17 protein-coding genes and 1 other annotated feature are annotated in these 15,163 nt (G+C 43.4%); of the genes, 1 reads left to right on the forward strand and 16 read right to left on the reverse strand.

Annotated features, from left to right (window positions below; genetic code table 11):
- Positions 1-69 precede the first annotated feature (69 nt).
- The 7 genes from recA to yfmF form a co-directional block, all read right to left on the reverse strand.
- Positions 70-1,113, reverse strand: a complete 1,044-nt coding sequence (gene recA / locus BN1875_RS09350; RefSeq protein ID WP_048604583.1) for a recombinase RecA — start codon at positions 1,111-1,113, stop codon at positions 70-72.
- Positions 1,114-1,220: 107 nt separating this feature from the next.
- A complete protein-coding gene (locus BN1875_RS09355) occupies positions 1,221-2,462 on the reverse strand; it encodes a competence/damage-inducible protein A (protein ID WP_048604584.1) in 1,242 nt (413 codons plus the stop codon).
- A gap of 143 nt (positions 2,463-2,605) precedes the next feature.
- Positions 2,606-3,184 carry a CDP-diacylglycerol--glycerol-3-phosphate 3-phosphatidyltransferase gene (pgsA, locus tag BN1875_RS09360; RefSeq protein ID WP_048604585.1) on the reverse strand — a complete coding sequence of 193 codons (579 nt, stop codon included), beginning with the start codon at positions 3,182-3,184 and terminating at the stop codon, positions 2,606-2,608.
- A gap of 79 nt (positions 3,185-3,263) precedes the next feature.
- A complete protein-coding gene (locus BN1875_RS09365; protein ID WP_048604586.1) occupies positions 3,264-4,163 on the reverse strand; it encodes a helix-turn-helix domain-containing protein in 900 nt (299 codons plus the stop codon).
- Positions 4,164-4,185: 22 nt separating this feature from the next.
- Positions 4,186-4,911, reverse strand: coding sequence for an elongation factor P 5-aminopentanone reductase (gene ymfI / locus BN1875_RS09370; protein ID WP_048604587.1), 726 nt, complete (start codon positions 4,909-4,911; stop codon positions 4,186-4,188).
- A 5-nt stretch (positions 4,912-4,916) separates the two neighbouring features.
- Positions 4,917-6,215, reverse strand: a complete 1,299-nt coding sequence (gene yfmH / locus BN1875_RS09375; protein WP_048604588.1) for an EF-P 5-aminopentanol modification-associated protein YfmH — start codon at positions 6,213-6,215, stop codon at positions 4,917-4,919.
- Positions 6,208-7,473, reverse strand: coding sequence for an EF-P 5-aminopentanol modification-associated protein YfmF (yfmF, locus tag BN1875_RS09380; protein ID WP_048604589.1), 1,266 nt, complete (start codon positions 7,471-7,473; stop codon positions 6,208-6,210). The genes yfmH and yfmF overlap by 8 nt, the downstream gene beginning before the upstream one ends.
- A gap of 170 nt (positions 7,474-7,643) precedes the next feature.
- Between yfmF and mscL the strand changes: the two genes are divergently transcribed.
- Complete coding sequence (gene mscL / locus BN1875_RS09385) at positions 7,644-8,084, forward strand: large conductance mechanosensitive channel protein MscL (RefSeq protein ID WP_048604590.1); 441 nt, start codon at positions 7,644-7,646, stop codon at positions 8,082-8,084.
- Between the two features lie 50 nt (positions 8,085-8,134).
- Here mscL and BN1875_RS09390 read toward each other — a convergent pair whose 3' ends face one another.
- From BN1875_RS09390 to gltX, 9 genes are all read right to left on the reverse strand, one after another.
- Entirely contained in the window at positions 8,135-8,566 is a 432-nt protein-coding gene (locus tag BN1875_RS09390; protein ID WP_048604591.1) for a GNAT family N-acetyltransferase, read from the reverse strand.
- Positions 8,567-8,636: 70 nt separating this feature from the next.
- Positions 8,637-8,939 (reverse strand): Veg family protein, encoded by a 303-nt coding sequence (locus BN1875_RS09395; protein WP_390622596.1) that lies wholly within the window; start codon positions 8,937-8,939, stop codon positions 8,637-8,639.
- A 56-nt stretch (positions 8,940-8,995) separates the two neighbouring features.
- Positions 8,996-9,559 carry a sigma-70 family RNA polymerase sigma factor gene (locus BN1875_RS09400; protein WP_048604593.1) on the reverse strand — a complete coding sequence of 188 codons (564 nt, stop codon included), beginning with the start codon at positions 9,557-9,559 and terminating at the stop codon, positions 8,996-8,998.
- A 62-nt stretch (positions 9,560-9,621) separates the two neighbouring features.
- Positions 9,622-10,164 (reverse strand): NYN domain-containing protein, encoded by a 543-nt coding sequence (locus tag BN1875_RS09405; RefSeq protein WP_048604594.1) that lies wholly within the window; start codon positions 10,162-10,164, stop codon positions 9,622-9,624.
- A complete protein-coding gene (rlmB, locus tag BN1875_RS09410) occupies positions 10,161-11,006 on the reverse strand; it encodes a 23S rRNA (guanosine(2251)-2'-O)-methyltransferase RlmB (protein ID WP_048604595.1) in 846 nt (281 codons plus the stop codon). Before rlmB ends, BN1875_RS09405 begins: the two co-directional genes overlap by 4 nt.
- Positions 10,990-11,394 carry a Mini-ribonuclease 3 gene (locus tag BN1875_RS09415; protein WP_048604596.1) on the reverse strand — a complete coding sequence of 135 codons (405 nt, stop codon included), beginning with the start codon at positions 11,392-11,394 and terminating at the stop codon, positions 10,990-10,992. Before BN1875_RS09415 ends, rlmB begins: the two co-directional genes overlap by 17 nt.
- The gene (gene cysS, locus BN1875_RS09420) at positions 11,391-12,800 is read right to left on the reverse strand and encodes a cysteine--tRNA ligase (protein WP_048604597.1); all 1,410 of its coding nucleotides are present in this window, start codon (positions 12,798-12,800) and stop codon (positions 11,391-11,393) included. Before cysS ends, BN1875_RS09415 begins: the two co-directional genes overlap by 4 nt.
- A complete protein-coding gene (gene epsC / locus BN1875_RS09425) occupies positions 12,797-13,327 on the reverse strand; it encodes a serine O-acetyltransferase EpsC (protein ID WP_048604598.1) in 531 nt (176 codons plus the stop codon). Before epsC ends, cysS begins: the two co-directional genes overlap by 4 nt.
- Before the next feature lie 146 nt (positions 13,328-13,473).
- Positions 13,474-13,674: a binding site (T-box leader), on the reverse strand.
- Entirely contained in the window at positions 13,674-15,131 is a 1,458-nt protein-coding gene (gene gltX / locus BN1875_RS09430) for a glutamate--tRNA ligase (RefSeq protein WP_048604599.1), read from the reverse strand. Its footprint overlaps the feature before it by 1 nt.
- Positions 15,132-15,163 lie beyond the last annotated feature (32 nt).

Raw genomic sequence — 15,163 nt, forward strand, 5'->3', positions numbered from 1 at the left:
GGTAGGAAAGCCAATCCTGCCACATTTAGAAAAAAAGCCGTCATCTCCTAAGAGATAACGACTTTAATCTTAATCTAACGGCAATTCTTCCTGTTCTTCGACTTCTTCTACAACTGTAGTGCCGTCGCCAATACCATAAGCTTCACGAACTCTGGTAGAAACTTCTTTCATCATGTCAGGATGTTCCCGCATGTAATTCTTTGCATTTTCTCGACCTTGTCCGATGCGTTCTTCTTTGTAGGAATACCATGAACCGCTTTTTTCAACGATATCCTGTTCTGCAGCCATATCCAGCAATTCGCCTTCTTGGGAAATACCTAACCCGTACATAACGTCGACTTCCGCAATTTTAAATGGCGGTGCAACTTTGTTTTTAACGACTTTGATTTTCGTCCGGTTTCCGATAATATCTGTGCCGGATTTTAATTGTTCTGCACGACGAACTTCTAAACGAATCGTAGCGTAGAATTTCAATGCCCGACCGCCGGGAGTTGTTTCAGGATTCCCGAACATGATACCGACTTTTTCACGAATTTGATTGATAAAGATCGCAATTGTTTTGGTTTTATTGATGGAACCAGACAATTTACGCAGGGCCTGTGACATCAAACGAGCTTGTAGCCCAACGTGAGCATCTCCCATTTCACCATCGATTTCAGCTCGGGGAACAAGCGCCGCAACGGAGTCAATGACAACAATATCAACCGCACCACTGGAAACAAGTGCATCGGCGATTTCCAAGCCTTGTTCACCTGTATCCGGTTGAGAAAGGAGAAGGTCATCAATATTAACACCCAATTTTTGTGCATATTGGGGATCAAGTGCATTTTCTGCATCAATAAAAGCTGCGGTACCGCCTTGTTTTTGAACTTCAGCGATTGCATGCAGGGCAACTGTCGTTTTCCCTGAACTTTCAGGACCGTACACTTCAACGATCCGTCCACGAGGATACCCGCCTACGCCTAATGCTACATCTAGTGCCAATGAACCACTAGGAATAGTCGAAATCTGTTGGTCGATTTTTTCTCCCAGTTTCATGATGGCACCTTTACCATAACTTTTTTCTATCTTCTTTAACGCAGCATCCAACGCTGCTTTACGTGCATCTGCCAAATTGATTTTCCTCCTTAAAATTTGCGCCAATGTTGCTTGCTTTCGTACCATTATCATAGCTTTTCTTTAGAGAAAAAGCAAGAAAAAGCGAACATATTTTCGCATTTTTATTTTTCTTTTAACAATTCTCGTCGTAAAAGATCCAGTCCCGCCATAACTGCGCTGTGGCGGATATGACTGCGATCGCGGGTAAAGCGATACTTTCGGCTGCTGATGCCTTGTGGTGTTGCCAGCGCCAGCCAAACTGTTCCTGCCGGCTGTCCTTCCAGTTCCTCTGGTCCAGCGACTCCGGTGAAGGCCAATGCATAATCCGTGTTGGCTTTTTGTCGAGCTTTTTGTGCCATTTGTTCTGCACATTCTTGGCTGACGGTACCAAATTGTTCAATCAGTTCAGGCGAAATTCCTAAAAACTCCTGCTTCGTTGTTGCTGAATAGGTAACAAAACCGCCGGGAAAAACAGATGAAACACCGGCAATATTTCCCAAGGTCGCCTGAAAAAGTCCAGCTGTCAAACTCTCCGCTGCTGTGATGCTGCGATTTTGCTCCTTCAACAACGCTACCACAACAGCTGCCAATGAATTTTCTTCGCCGTAGCCATAAAAATAATCACCGACCCGATCCATGATTTTCTTTTCCACTTGATCCAATTGCAACGCCGCAACAGCTTCTTCCGATGCTTTGGCAGTCAAGCGCAAGGTCACTTCATTTGTTTTGGCATAAGGGGCAATCGTTGGATTGGTTTGCGTTTCGATCAAATCCACCAATGTTGTTACTAAATTGGATTCACCAATTCCGTAAAACCGCAACACGCGAGAATAGAGCTGTTGGTCTTGTTGATGATAGGTTTGAAACATCGGTTTGACATACCGCAAAAACATTGGCTGCAGCTCGCTTGGTGGACCCGGCAATAGCAAATAGTCGGTCGTCCCTTCATAAAAAATTCCCAGTGCCAAGCCAGTATCATTTGGAAAAACCTGTCCTTCTTCAAAAACTAAAATCTGTCTTAGATTGTTGGCAGTCATTTCCCGATCAAGTTTCTGAAAAAAAGCGACAAGCTGCTGATAACCCGCCTCATTACGAACCAATTTCTGACCCACGTGTTCAGCCACGACCACTTTTGTCAAATCATCATCCGTCGGTCCCAAACCGCCACAAAGAATGACGAGATCACTCCGCTGGTCTGCCATTTTCAACAGAGCCTCCAACCGTTGCCGATTATCTCCCACGACGCTATGATAATAGACTTCGATTCCTAAATCTGCCAACTCTTCAGATAAAAAAGTCGCATTGGTGTTCACTACTTGTCCTAATAAAATTTCTGTTCCAACTGCAATAATTTCTGCTTTCATACAAGACGCCTTCCTATCACTTTTTTTCTCTTCATTCCACCAGCATACTGGATGGAAGTGACACTGACATTCTACAAATATATACGCAACCTTTTTTCTTTAAAACAAAAAAGTCCAGAAAAAATCTGAACTTTTTGATCTTCTTACATGGAACCCTTAAAAACAGCGGTATTTTTGGCGAAATAATCAATTCCTGAATAAATCGTAAAGACTAAGCAGGCATACAGCATGATTTGGTCTAATGGTAAGCCCATCAATTGGAAAGGCAGATTATTGATGAACAATAAAATAATGGCTACCATTTGTGTTGCTGTCTTGACTTTCCCCGGCCAAGCAGCAGCCATGACTTCTCCATGCTCCACCAACAACAGCCGCAAGCCCGTGACCGCCAACTCCCGACAAATGATGATGGCTACAACCCAACCCGGTGCTTTGTCCAATTCAACTAATAAAATGAACGCCGTCATCACTAACATTTTATCTGCCAATGGATCGGCAAATTTTCCAAAATTAGTAACCAATCCACGGGAACGGGCAATTTTTCCGTCCAACCAATCGGTGATACTGGCAACAGCGAAAATAATCGCTGCCACAAGATGGGTGACCGGTAGTGAGACATCCCCGGCAGTCACTACACCCCAATCAAAGGGAATTGCTAAAACTAGAATAAAAATCGGAATCATAAAAATTCGAACAACAGTTAATTTATTTGGTAAATTCACGCAACGTTTCTCCTCTCTGTTCTTTTATAGGAAGAACAGGATTGTTTTTATTTCCATCAATACGGCTAAAAAAGCCTGTTTATTCAGTCGCTTCTTGGTATTGAAGGGTCAGATTGATATTTTTACGCAATGCCGCCAAATTCGGGTCAGTAAAATCAAGGTCTTCCTCATTCGCCTTGATCGTCAAATTCCCACTGGCACCCAACACGATGGTCGCATTTTGTGCATTTTCCGGCAATGTCGTCTCTTGGGTCTCACCGGCTTGCAAAGTATACTGATAAACATAGCCGCCATTGACCATCACACCGACCCAGCATGGTCCCGTAGTTCCGGTAAAGGTTAATTTCAATGGACTTTCAGCATCACGGATTGTCATATTGGCTTCTGCCTGTGTGTTGCTGTCCATTTTGATCGACATTTTCTTTTCTTCTGAAGATTCGGTGGTGCTTTCTTGGGTTTCCGTGCTGCTTTCTTTGGTACTGGAAACCGTGGTGCTACTGGAAGTTTCTGCAACTGAACCATCTACTGTGATAGAGGATTCAGTAATCATCGGCGCAGCATTGCGGTCCTGCCACGTCATATAGGCGACAAAGCCCACGATTAGCAACGCAACGATTCCCATCAAAATCACCGGCAGTAATTTTTTGAACCGACTTTCTGGTTCTTCTTCATGAAGTGCTTTGCGGGAACCTTGCACCGTTTCCGGCTGCGGCCGTTTTGGCAACGGCGGTTCAAGGGAGGCTTTGCCATCCAGAACAGCAACCAACTTGTCGCCATTCTCACCTACCGCAGCGGCGTATTGCCGCACGAAGGCTCGCACATAAAAAGTCCCCGGCAATTGATCCAGTTCGTCTCTTTCAATTGCTTCCAAGTATCTTTTTTGAATTTTGGTAATCTGCTGCAATTCATCTAAGGATATATTTTTGTTCAAACGGGCTTGCCGTAATCTTTGTCCAATTGTGGTTGCTTCATTGGCCACTCGCTCATCTTCTCCAGTCTGTTTAGTACAACCAGCCTCCAGTTATCGGTAAGGTAATTCCCGTCGTATACTGTGCATCTTCGGAAAATAAATAACTTACGGCGGCTGCAATCTCCTTTGTTAACGCCAGTCTCCCCAGCGGAATATCTTGTTTCAACCCGTTCATTTCGGTTTCGGTCCAGGAATGATTCATCTGTGTGGCAACGGCTCCCGGAGCGATACAGTTCACGGTGATTCCCAAAGTCGCCACTTCTTTCCCATAGGCTTTGACGAAACTTTGCTGGGCACCTTTGACTGCGCTGTAAACCGTCTCCATGCTGCTGCCGGCAATGCCGTAAACCGATCCAATAAAAACGATGCGGGAATTTTGTGATCGCTGCAATTTTTCTTGCAGGGCTTTAATCAATAATAGCGGGGTTTCCATATGAATCTTCCATAACCCGCTGATATCTTCTGGTGTGTGTTCTGTCAGTAATCCGTATTTCGTATACCCTGAAGCGAAAACGATCCCGTCAACTTGAAACAATGCCTGTAAAAATGGCGGGATTTTTCGATTATCCAACATATCTAAGGATACCATAAAAAAATCTTGATGAGGATAGGCTTCTTGCAAGTCGCTAACAAAATTTAATACTTTTTCCTCGTGTTGATAATAATGACAATACAAGGACCAACCATCTGCTGCCAATCGCCGACAAACAGCTTCGCCGATGTCTCCGCTGGCCCCCATGACTAATGCGGTTCTCATTTTTTTCACTCACTTTCCGGTTGAATGGTAAAGTGGCTCAAAGCTTCTTTTTTAATCAACTGGTCTCCCGCAGCAAAAACATCTGCTAAAGTGATGGATTGAATGATCTCCGGCACGTCAAACAAGGTGGTCTCACCAAAAAGATTTTGCGTAAATTGATTGGCGATATATTCCAATGAGTTCAGAGATTGGAAATATTTCCCTAACATCTTTTTCTTCAAAAGCGTCAGGTTTTCTTCGGTGAGTTCAGGGTCTTTTTGGTATCCTAATAAAATTGCCGTGATTGCTTGGAAAAAGACTGTCGAGTCTTCTGTGTCACCGGCAAAATCTGCAAAATGAAACCCGCGATCCAAATTGTACTCAAAATCAAAGGTATCATCAATCACGCCATCGGTATACAACCGCAAGTAATTTTGCGACGTGTTTCCCAATAACAACTGGAACAACAGCTCCATTGCTGTTTTGAATCTCAGTAGTTCCCGTCCTTCTTGGGGAAGCAGTGCTTCTTCGCCCTTGATGCCTAAAACTGCTTTTTGTCGGGTCACCGGCATTTTCAACGAACTGCTTTCTCGAATATCTGCTAAGGTTTCTGTTGGAAAGTTACGTTTAATCGGTTGAGCTTCTGGAAATTCTTTGTCTGCTTGATTTTCTTTAATCCAAGTCATCATTTCTTCCGGATCGATATTCCCCACCACAAACAACGTCATATTGCTAGGATGGTAAAAGGTACGGTAGCAAAGATACAGATCTTCTGCCGTAATTTCAGCGATGCTGTCTACAGTACCGGCAATATCAATGTGTAAAGGATGTTTGGGGTACAAATTACCGATGATTCCGAAAAATTGCCGCCAATTCGGATCGTCCTCATACATTTGGATTTCTTGACCAATAATGCCTTTTTCTTTGTCCACTGTTGCCTTGGTAAAGTACGGTTCCTGTACAAAATTCAGCAGGGTTACCAAATTTTCTTTGATTTTCTCTGTTGCAGAAAACAAATAACTGGTTTTTGTAAAACTGGTGAAGGCATTGGCAGAGGCTCCTTGTTTGCCAAAATCTTGAAAGACATCTCCTGTCTCTTTTTCAAATAATTTATGTTCCAGAAAATGGGCGATCCCGTCAGGAACCCGCACAAATTCCGTGCCGCCATTGGGAACAAATTCGTTGTCAATGGAACCGTAATTTGTGCTGAAAAGCCCATATGTTTTATGAAAATCAGCTTTGGGCAATAAATAAACCGTCAAGCCATTGGGTAAAACTTCGGTATACAGTGTTTCGTTTATTTGTCGGTAACTTTTTTTATTCATGCTCATTCTCCCCATCCAAAAAGAATACTGCCTGCAATGTCAGTTCACGGGCGACTTTTTGCACCTCTTCTTTGGTTACTGCTGCTAACTGCCGTAAAAAATGCGCTTCATCCAGTTGCGTTTGTGGCAGCCAAGTATCCAAATAATTAACTTCGATTAAGGCTTGTGGATTGTCTAAAGACAACAAAAACTGATTTTTTAACATGGCTTTGGTTTGTGCCAGTTCATCATCGGTAATCTCGCCTTTGATTAAACTGACTAATTGTTCATGAATCAAACCCAACACCTTTTCCCGATTTTGTCCATCGATTCCAGTTTGCACGGAGACAAATCCTCGAAAAGAATCAAAACTGCTGGAAGCGTAATAAGCAAGACTCGCTTTTTCCCGTACATTCATGAACAGCTTAGAATGGGGAAAGCCGCCAAACAGACCATTGAAAACCATCAAAGCAAAACGCTGTGGTTGGTCATAATAAATAGGCATACGATAACCGAGATTCAATTTTGCCTGAATGATTGGTTCGCGTTCGACTTTTTCTGAAATAACCGTTTCTTCCTGCTGATAAAAAATCTCCGGATGGACCCGTTCCGTCGTCGCAAAAGGGAACTGACGGACTTCTGCCAAAACAGCCGCTTCCGTGATATCTCCTACAACAAACAGATCAATCTGATCCTTCGTCAACATATCTTGATAGGTCTGGTAAAGATCACTGGCAGTCAAGGTTTCTAAATCTTCGACCCAGCCAAAGCTTGGCGTTTTTTGATCCGAATCATTGGCAAAAAATAACTGTTGCAGTTTCAAGGAAGCATAGGTCTGCTTGTCTTCTCGAATACTGTTTAAGTAAGCCAATAAATTGTCTTTTTCAATTTGAAAAGTCTCTTCGTCAAAAGCACCCTCCGAAACATTGGGGAAAAATAAAATCTCTTTTAAAAAAGCCATCGCTTGGGGAAAAACCTGATCGTCTTGCAGGTAATCACCGTTAACGATCGTCATACCGATATTGACTTGATGCAAATTGCCTTTCTTACCGACATTTGCGCCAAAACTTGCGCCGTATAACTCCGCTAACCGGCTGCTTAATGCAGTTTGGGTGGGATAATTTTTACTGTTGGTCTCTAAAAGACTCGTCAGCAACGTGCGGGCAGCTGCCGCTTTTTTTTCAAGGCGGGCAGAAAAACGCAGATACAGACGAATCGTCTTATATTTTTGGGTTGGAAGTACATGAAGATTGATGCCATTTTGCAATTGTAGCGCCATCGAAATTCCTCTTTTCTGTAGTTTCAAGTCATGGTCAATTATAGCACAGCTGCTTGTCAGGATACATTCCACTGTTTTTAGTCAAATTACTTCAAAAGATCTACAACATTCGTTATACTGAATTGTAGATTAGTCGTGAAACTTTACCATATTCATACTAGGAGGATATCATGATCAAAGAATTCAAACAGTTTATCATGCAAGGAGACGTCTTGGATTTGGCAGTTGGGGTCGTTATCGGGAGTGCCTTTACCGGGATCGTCAAACAAATCGTTGATGGCTTAATTACGCCGCTGATCGGGTTGGTGGTTTCGATTTTCATCGGAACAGATGACTTAAATGGCGCATTGTCAATTTTAGATTGGGAAGTTCACAAGGGAGTTGTTTTTAAATTTGGTGATGTTGTTAGTGCTATTATTACATTTTTGATCACCGGATTAGTCCTGTTCCTAATCGTTCGAGCAGTCAACCATGCCAAAAATCTTCACAAAAAAGAAGTGGTGGAAGAAACCACTGTTCCGACTGCGGAAGATTATTTAGCGGAAATCCGCGATTTGTTAAAAGAAAACGTCCAAACTTCAGAAAATCGCAACCAGCAGGATTTGTTTTGAATTTTTCGGAATAGAAAAAGTGATGCCCTCTGAAAAGAGCATCACTTTTTTTATTTCTCCATATCAATATGAGGGATATCGTCTTCCAAATACACGTCGGAAATTGCTTGAAAACCAAAGCTGCCATAAAAATCCGTCAAATAGGCTTGCGCCCCAACAACAACCGGTTGATTGGGAAAACGTTCGGCGATGACCTGTAAGGTTTTTTCAACGATTTTTTTCCCTAATCCCTCTTTTCGATGGTTTTCATGGACTAAAACCCGCCCAAAATGAACGGCTGATCCTTCTTGATAGATTCGCGTGTAGGCTAAAATTTCTCCGTCGTCAGCTTGCAAATAGGTATGGATCGCCTGTGGATCAATCTCGTCGATTTCTTGGTAAGGACACGCTTGTTCCACAACAAAAACGGCTACCCGTTCCTTTGCCAGACGATAAAATTCCATTGTGGTCAGCTCATCAAATGTTTTTACGATATATTCCATGACTCTTCCTCCGATTCTTTGGTTGAAAAAAGAGTCTCTGCTTTTTGATGAAAAGCGGAAACTCTTACTTTTAAATTGCTTCTGATAAAAATTCGATTTCTACGGTGCGTGTTAAAACATCTGAATAGCTGTAAGAAACTCGTTCAAATGAATTCTCTTCTTGATCTAAATCGACGACGAATACTGATGGATACGTTTCAGTCAAAACGCCTCGTCGTTCAGTTTGACGTTTCCGACCAGTTTGGGCAACTAACATGATTTCGCTGCCGATCCGACATTCCAGGTCTTTCTTGATTGAAGCTAAAGTTGTTGGCATCGCATTCACCTCGAAAGCAATTATAACACAATTATCAGAAAATTTCAAGTGTAACATAAGATAAATCACAATTCAATAGCTTTTTGAAATAACATGAGGATTAAAAACGCTTTCTAGTTCCATTCGTGAATATATTTAAGTAGTTTGGCTTTCGAACGGTCATAGGCACACCGCACTTTATTCAAAGACAACTCGTTTTCTGCGGCAATTTCATTGAAACCTTTCCCTTGAAAATAGGCCGTCAGCACCTCTCGTTCCAATTGGGAAAATAAGACAAATTCCTGATCCATTGCCTCTTCCACCATCAATTTTATATTTAGATTATCGGCAACATTCATGCCGTCATTCAAAAAGTCTGGTCCGTCATAGGCGATTTTTTCCTCAAGAGAAACCGCATTGAGATTGCTTCGCCGTTTTAAAGCGTGTTGGTAACGCAAATAGCTTTTGATCCGATTTTCAAAATTCCGGCGAAAAAAAACGCCGAATGTCGCTCCTCGAAGTTCTTGAAATTTCTCGATACTTTCCTGTAACACGATACGCCCCACTTGCAGCCAATCCTCCTGATCAAAATCCTGCAAAGAATAAATCCCCTGAACCCGATAGATTACTGGGCGATATTGATGGAATAACTCTAAAAAAGCCGCTTCATTGCCCGCTTTTGCTTCTTGCCACAACATAAAAAAACTCCTCCTTGTCAGTTCTACAAGAGGAGCATAGCAAAGGGGAAATTTTTATTTTTTCATTTTTTTGGTTGCTTTTTATCTGTGGTGAGTTCCTTTAACTTCCCTTCCAATTCCGTCAATTGATCTGCTGTCCACGGGGAATTGCGGCGAAAGTTACTGAACTTGATGTCTTCTCGATGACGCAGAATCGCTTCTTGGGTTTTTTGGATAGCTTTGTACAATTCTCTGGCAGACGTGCGCAACGCCCCTTGAGAGAAAACCACCCACTGTTCTGCCAAGTCACTGGTAGCTACCGTCACTTGAGTCAATGGCGTATTTAACTCCCCTGCAACTCGTTCAATATAGCTGTCCGCTGTTTCGCCTTCTTCTGTAAAAACGACTTGCAGCTGATACTTGGTAAAGCGTTGCGTGATTCCCGGCACAAATTGAGCATCAAAAACCACGATGATTTCCAAGCCTTCGTATTTTGAGAAATTAGAAAGCATCTCCAACAGCTTTTCTCGAGCATCTTCCAGTTTTTCCTGCTTCTTCAAAACAATCAATTCCGGCCAGGCTCCAATCATATTGTAGCCGTCAACAAGTAATAGCTGTTTCTTCATTCGGTCACACTTCTTTGACGAAAGGCCTCATACATCAAAAGCCCCGCCGCCACACTGGCGTTCAAACTTTGGACATGTCCCACCATCGGGATCGTCAGCAATTCATCGACTTCTTTTTGCAGACCGGCACTCATGCCTTTGCCTTCATTACCGATAATCAATGCAATCGAGCCTTTTGCCTGCCATTGTTGGTAATTCGTGCCGGACATACCGGTGCCAAAAATCCAAAATCCGGCTTCCTTTAATTGCTTGATACTTTGAGCAAGATTGGTTACCCGTGCAACCGGCACATGCTCTACTGCACCTGTTGAGGTTTTGACCACGATGGGGGTGATGCCCACTGCTCGATGTTTCGGAATAATGACACCATCCACACCACTGGCATCCGCAGTCCGTAAAATCGAACCAAAATTATGGGGGTCTTCCAAATTATCCAAAATCAAATAAAAAGGGGTATGATCCTCCGTGTTTGTTTTTGCCAACAATTCATCCAATGAAAGATATTCATACGGGGTGATGGCTAAAACCATGCCTTGATGCACACCACGATCACTCATCGTTTCAAGTTTTTGCTTTGGCACCCATTTGACCGGTACAGAAAGTTCCCGTGCCAGTTCTTTTAATTGTTCAAATTTTTCTCCCCTGCCATCTTCTAGAAGAAACAATTTATTCCCCCGCTGTTGTTTCAGCGCTTCCGTCACCGCATGGAAACCAAAAACAAAATTTTCGGAAAGCTCGGTGGTCTCTTCTTTTGTGGACTTTTCAGCATGTTGCGGCCCGCGATGCTTCAACGGTTTGTTTTGATTAGGGCGTTTTTTTTCAAATTTATTTTGCTTTTTCATCCATATCCCTCACTTTCTTGATGCACCAGTCGATCAATTCTTCTAGGCGCACAGTTTGTTTTGATAAATGCAGGTAGCCCATCAACGCCTCAAAACCGGTGGAAATGCGGTACGTGGTGATGTCCGCATTTTTTGCACTGGTGTAGCTTTTGCTGTTGCGGCCCCGACGATAAAAGAGTTCCTCTTCTTCCGTCAGAATGTTTTCCTCCTGCATGGCATGGATCAGTGCCGCCTGTGCCTTTGCCGAAACATAATGGGTCGCCAGTTTATGCAGTTGATTCGGTCTTGTTTGTCCTTGATCGATCAAATAATCCCGAATATAGACTTCATAAATTGCATCTCCGACATACGCCAGCGCCAACCCGTTCAATTGTTTGTAATCTTTCATTTCTCTCGTCTCCATCGGGTGCCTTGTGGGGTATCTTCCAACACAATTCCCTGTTCTTTAAACTGGTCGCGGATTTCATCGCTGCGTTGGAAATTTCGGTCTTTGCGGGCTTGATTGCGTTCAGCGATCAAGGCTTCCACTTCACTATCCAACAACTCATCCGCAGTAAAATAAATTCCAAAAACTGCCAACCATGCATTTAATTTTTCCAAAGCAGCGTTCAGGATTTTTTCCGACACAGCCCCTTCATTATAGGTATTCAACCATTTTGCCAATTCATAAACCACAGTGATTCCGTTTGCCGCATTGAAATCATCGTCCATCTCCGTCGTGAAGCGCTGTTCCAATTCTGCCAATTCCGCCAGTTTTTGTTCATCTTCTGGTCGAGAGCTGTCTGCACTTTGTTGACGAAAGGCCGCATTTTCTACAGTGATTCGCAACCGTTGCAGATTGGTGGCAGCTTCTTTCAATGTGGTTTCGCTATAACGAATCGGACGGCGGTATTGGGTCGTCGCCATGAAAAAGCGCAGCACTTGTGGATCGACGGTTTGGATCAGTTCATGGACGGTGACAAAATTCCCTAGAGATTTGCTCATTTTTTCATCGTTTTCACCAATCGTAACGTAGCCGTTGTGCATCCAATAATTAGCAAATTTTTTACCAGTTTTGGCTTCACTTTGAGCAATTTCGTTTTCATGATGGGGAAATTCCAAATCCTGTCCTCCGCCGTGAATGTCAATCGTTTCCCCCAGATGTTGGGTAGCCATCACGGAGCATTCGATGTGCCAGCCGGGACGACCTTCCCCCCAAGGTGCCGCCCACGAAATTTCTCCCGGTTTGGCAGCTTTCCATAAAGCAAAATCTAACGGATCTTCTTTGATGGCTTGTTCTTCCCCGGTTCGTTGACTGGCACCAACTTCCAATTCATCGATGGATTGGTCACTTAATTTTCCGTAATCTGCAAATTTCCGGGTGTGGTAATACACATCCCCTTCAGCTACATAGGCATAGTCTTTTTCGATCAGCGCTTGAATAAAGGCAACGATTTCTTTCATATGATCCATCACTCGCGGATGCAACGTTGCGGGCTTGACGTTCAAGGCGTGGGTGTCTTCCTCAAAAGCTTGAATAAAGCGATCAGCAACTTCCGGCGCTGTGATCCCCAATTCCTTCGCAGCGCGAATGATTTTGTCATCCACATCAGTAAAATTCGATACATAATCCACCTGATAGCCCCGATATTCAAAATACCGGCGGATGGTATCAAAGGCGATAGAACTGCGGGCATTGCCGATATGGATATAATTATAAACAGTTGGTCCGCAGACATACATGCGCACCTTATTGGCTTCGATTGGTTGAAATTCTTCTTTTTCTCTTGATAAGGTATTGTACACTTTAATCATTTTGAAACCTTCTTTCCATTGATTCTGACTACTTTTGCCGGAATACCCACGGCGGTCGCCCCAGCCGGAATGTCCTCCAAAACAACCGCGCTTGCCCCGATTTTAGCGTATTCTCCGATGGTTACCGGACCTAATATCTGCACATTGGTAGAGAGCATCGCTCCTTTTTTCACAGTGGGATGGCGTTTGCCGGTATGCTTGCCGGTTCCTCCTAAGGTCACACCATGAAATAAAACCACATCGTCTTCTACCACCGCCGTTTCACCAATCACCACTCCCATGCCGTGATCAATAAAAACACCTTGACCAATCTGCGCCCCGGGATGAATCTCGATTCCCGTTAAGAAACGCCAGAATTGTGCATTGAGCTTTGCCAACAAAAACCAGTGATGGCGATACAAAAAATGCGACCAACGATGCCAAAATAGCGCGTGAACACCGGGATAAGTCAACAGGATTTCCAGCGTTGACCGCGCCGCCGGATCATTGCGCTTCGCCGATGCAATCGCACGGTTCATCCACCCCATAAGCTCTCTCCTTCCTTTAAACGATTTTTTCTGACTCCTTGCTGTTTCGAAAAACTTCTACCGATACAATCAGCCTATGTATTAAAAAAGCGCACAGCTACTTTCGTATAAAATAAAACAAGCGCCCTTCAAATAAGTCTCCTTATTCAAAAGACGCCTGTATGCGTGGTTCCACTTTTGTTTCTAGCCAAGACAGCTAGCTTAAAATGAGTAACGTTCATGACCCGTAGCCAACTTCCGCCGACTCCACTCCCAGATGCATTTCCCAAAACCTGATGATCACTTCCAGCAACCGCAATCTCTCTGAAATCAGTTTTTTTGGTACTTCGTCTGTTCCTCGTGTTTGTTATAATGCTTTATTCAAATGATCCAACGCTTTTTCTTTTCCTAGTAATTCAATCGTTGTTGGCAATTCTGGTCCGTGCATTTGTCCGGAAACCGCCACACGAATCGGCATAAAGAGATTTTTTCCTTTGATCCCGGTTTCTTTTTGAACTTCCTTGATGGCTGCTTTCACGGTTGGTGCATCCACGACCGTCATTTTTTCCAATTTTTCTTTAAATGCGTCTAGAACAGTCGGCACGGTTTCACCGGCTAAAACTTCCTTCGCTTCCTCGTCCAATACTGGATGTTCATTGAAGAACAGGTCGGAAACTTCAACGATTTCTGCTGCATAACTCATTTGTGGTTGGTACAGTGAAACAAGTTTTTTCACCCATTCTCGTTTTTCAGAAGTCGGATTTGCTTCTACTCGTCCTTCTGCTGCTAAATAAGGCAGGCACATTTCCGTCAATGCATCCAGATCCATCGCTTTGATGTAATGGTTGTTGACCCATTCCAATTTCTTCGCATCAAATGCTGCTGGTGATTTGCTTAACCGATTTGGATCAAACATTTCCACCAATTCTTTTTGGGTGAAGATTTCTTCTTCGCCGACTGGAGACCAGCCCAACAATGCGATGAAGTTGAACATTGCTTCTGGCAAATAGCCAAGTTCCCGGTATTGTTCAATAAATTGCAGAATTGATTCATCCCGTTTGCTTAATTTTTTCCCGGTTTCACTGTTGATGATTAAAGTCATATGCCCAAATTCAGGCGGTGTCCAACCAAAGGCTTCATAGATCATCAATTGTTTTGGCGTGTTGGCGATATGGTCGTCTCCTCGCAAAACATGCGTGATTTTCATCAAATGGTCGTCCACAGCTACGGCAAAATTATAGGTTGGCATTCCGTCGCGCTTTTGGATAACAAAATCGCCGCCGACATTGTCGGATTCAAAAACGATTTCTCCTTTGACCATATCGTGGAATTTGTATTCCGTATTTTTAGGCACTCGGAAACGAATCACTGCTTCTAGTCCTTGCGCTTCTTTTTCCGCTTGTTCTTCTGGTGTCAAGAAGGCACATTTTCCGCCATAATGAGGCATTTCGCCATGTGCTCGTTGGGTTTCCCGTTCGGCTTCTAATTCTTCTTCGGTACAGTAGCATTTGTATGCCCGATTGCTTGCTAAGAGTTGATCGATCAATGGTTGATAGATGTCTTTACGTTCCGATTGACGGTAAGGTCCGTATTTCCCAGGATTTTGAGGGGATTCATCCCAATCCATCCCTAACCAAGTCAAATTCTCTAATTGGCTCTTTTCGCCATCCGCAATATTGCGTTTTAAATCCGTATCCTCGATGCGGATGATAAACTCTCCATCATTATGACGGGCAAATAAATAATTGAATAGAGCGGTTCGCGCATTTCCAATGTGTAGATGTCCGGTGGGGCTTGGTGCATAACGTACACGTACTTTTGTCATCTTTTTTCCTCTTCCTTTGATGTCTTTTTGAG

It is taken from the genome of Enterococcus massiliensis, assembly GCF_001050095.1.
GTDB classification, from domain to species: domain Bacteria; phylum Bacillota; class Bacilli; order Lactobacillales; family Enterococcaceae; genus Enterococcus_C; species Enterococcus_C songbeiensis.

Bases quoted from the DNA above. Each gene is read 5' to 3' on its own strand.
- yfmH (WP_048604588.1), bottom strand. From the start codon at position 6,215: ATGAATAAAAAAAGTTACCGACAAATAAACGAAACACTGTATACCGAA.
- BN1875_RS09400 (WP_048604593.1), bottom strand. From the start codon at position 9,559: ATGTTGTGGCAAGAAGCAAAAGCGGGCAATGAAGCGGCTTTTTTAGAG.
- gltX (WP_048604599.1), bottom strand. From the start codon at position 15,131: ATGACAAAAGTACGTGTACGTTATGCACCAAGCCCCACCGGACATCTA.
- BN1875_RS09405 (WP_048604594.1), bottom strand. From the start codon at position 10,164: ATGAAGAAACAGCTATTACTTGTTGACGGCTACAATATGATTGGAGCC.
- BN1875_RS09390 (WP_048604591.1), bottom strand. From the start codon at position 8,566: ATGGAATATATCGTAAAAACATTTGATGAGCTGACCACAATGGAATTT.
- BN1875_RS09415 (WP_048604596.1), bottom strand. From the start codon at position 11,394: ATGAAAGATTACAAACAATTGAACGGGTTGGCGCTGGCGTATGTCGGA.
- mscL (WP_048604590.1), top strand. From the start codon at position 7,644: ATGATCAAAGAATTCAAACAGTTTATCATGCAAGGAGACGTCTTGGAT.
- rlmB (WP_048604595.1), bottom strand. From the start codon at position 11,006: ATGAAAAAGCAAAATAAATTTGAAAAAAAACGCCCTAATCAAAACAAA.
- epsC (WP_048604598.1), bottom strand. From the start codon at position 13,327: ATGGGGTGGATGAACCGTGCGATTGCATCGGCGAAGCGCAATGATCCG.
- cysS (WP_048604597.1), bottom strand. From the start codon at position 12,800: ATGATTAAAGTGTACAATACCTTATCAAGAGAAAAAGAAGAATTTCAA.
- BN1875_RS09355 (WP_048604584.1), bottom strand. From the start codon at position 2,462: ATGAAAGCAGAAATTATTGCAGTTGGAACAGAAATTTTATTAGGACAA.
- yfmF (WP_048604589.1), bottom strand. From the start codon at position 7,473: ATGGCGCTACAATTGCAAAATGGCATCAATCTTCATGTACTTCCAACC.
- BN1875_RS09395 (WP_390622596.1), bottom strand. From the start codon at position 8,939: ATGTTACACTTGAAATTTTCTGATAATTGTGTTATAATTGCTTTCGAG.
- ymfI (WP_048604587.1), bottom strand. From the start codon at position 4,911: ATGAGAACCGCATTAGTCATGGGGGCCAGCGGAGACATCGGCGAAGCT.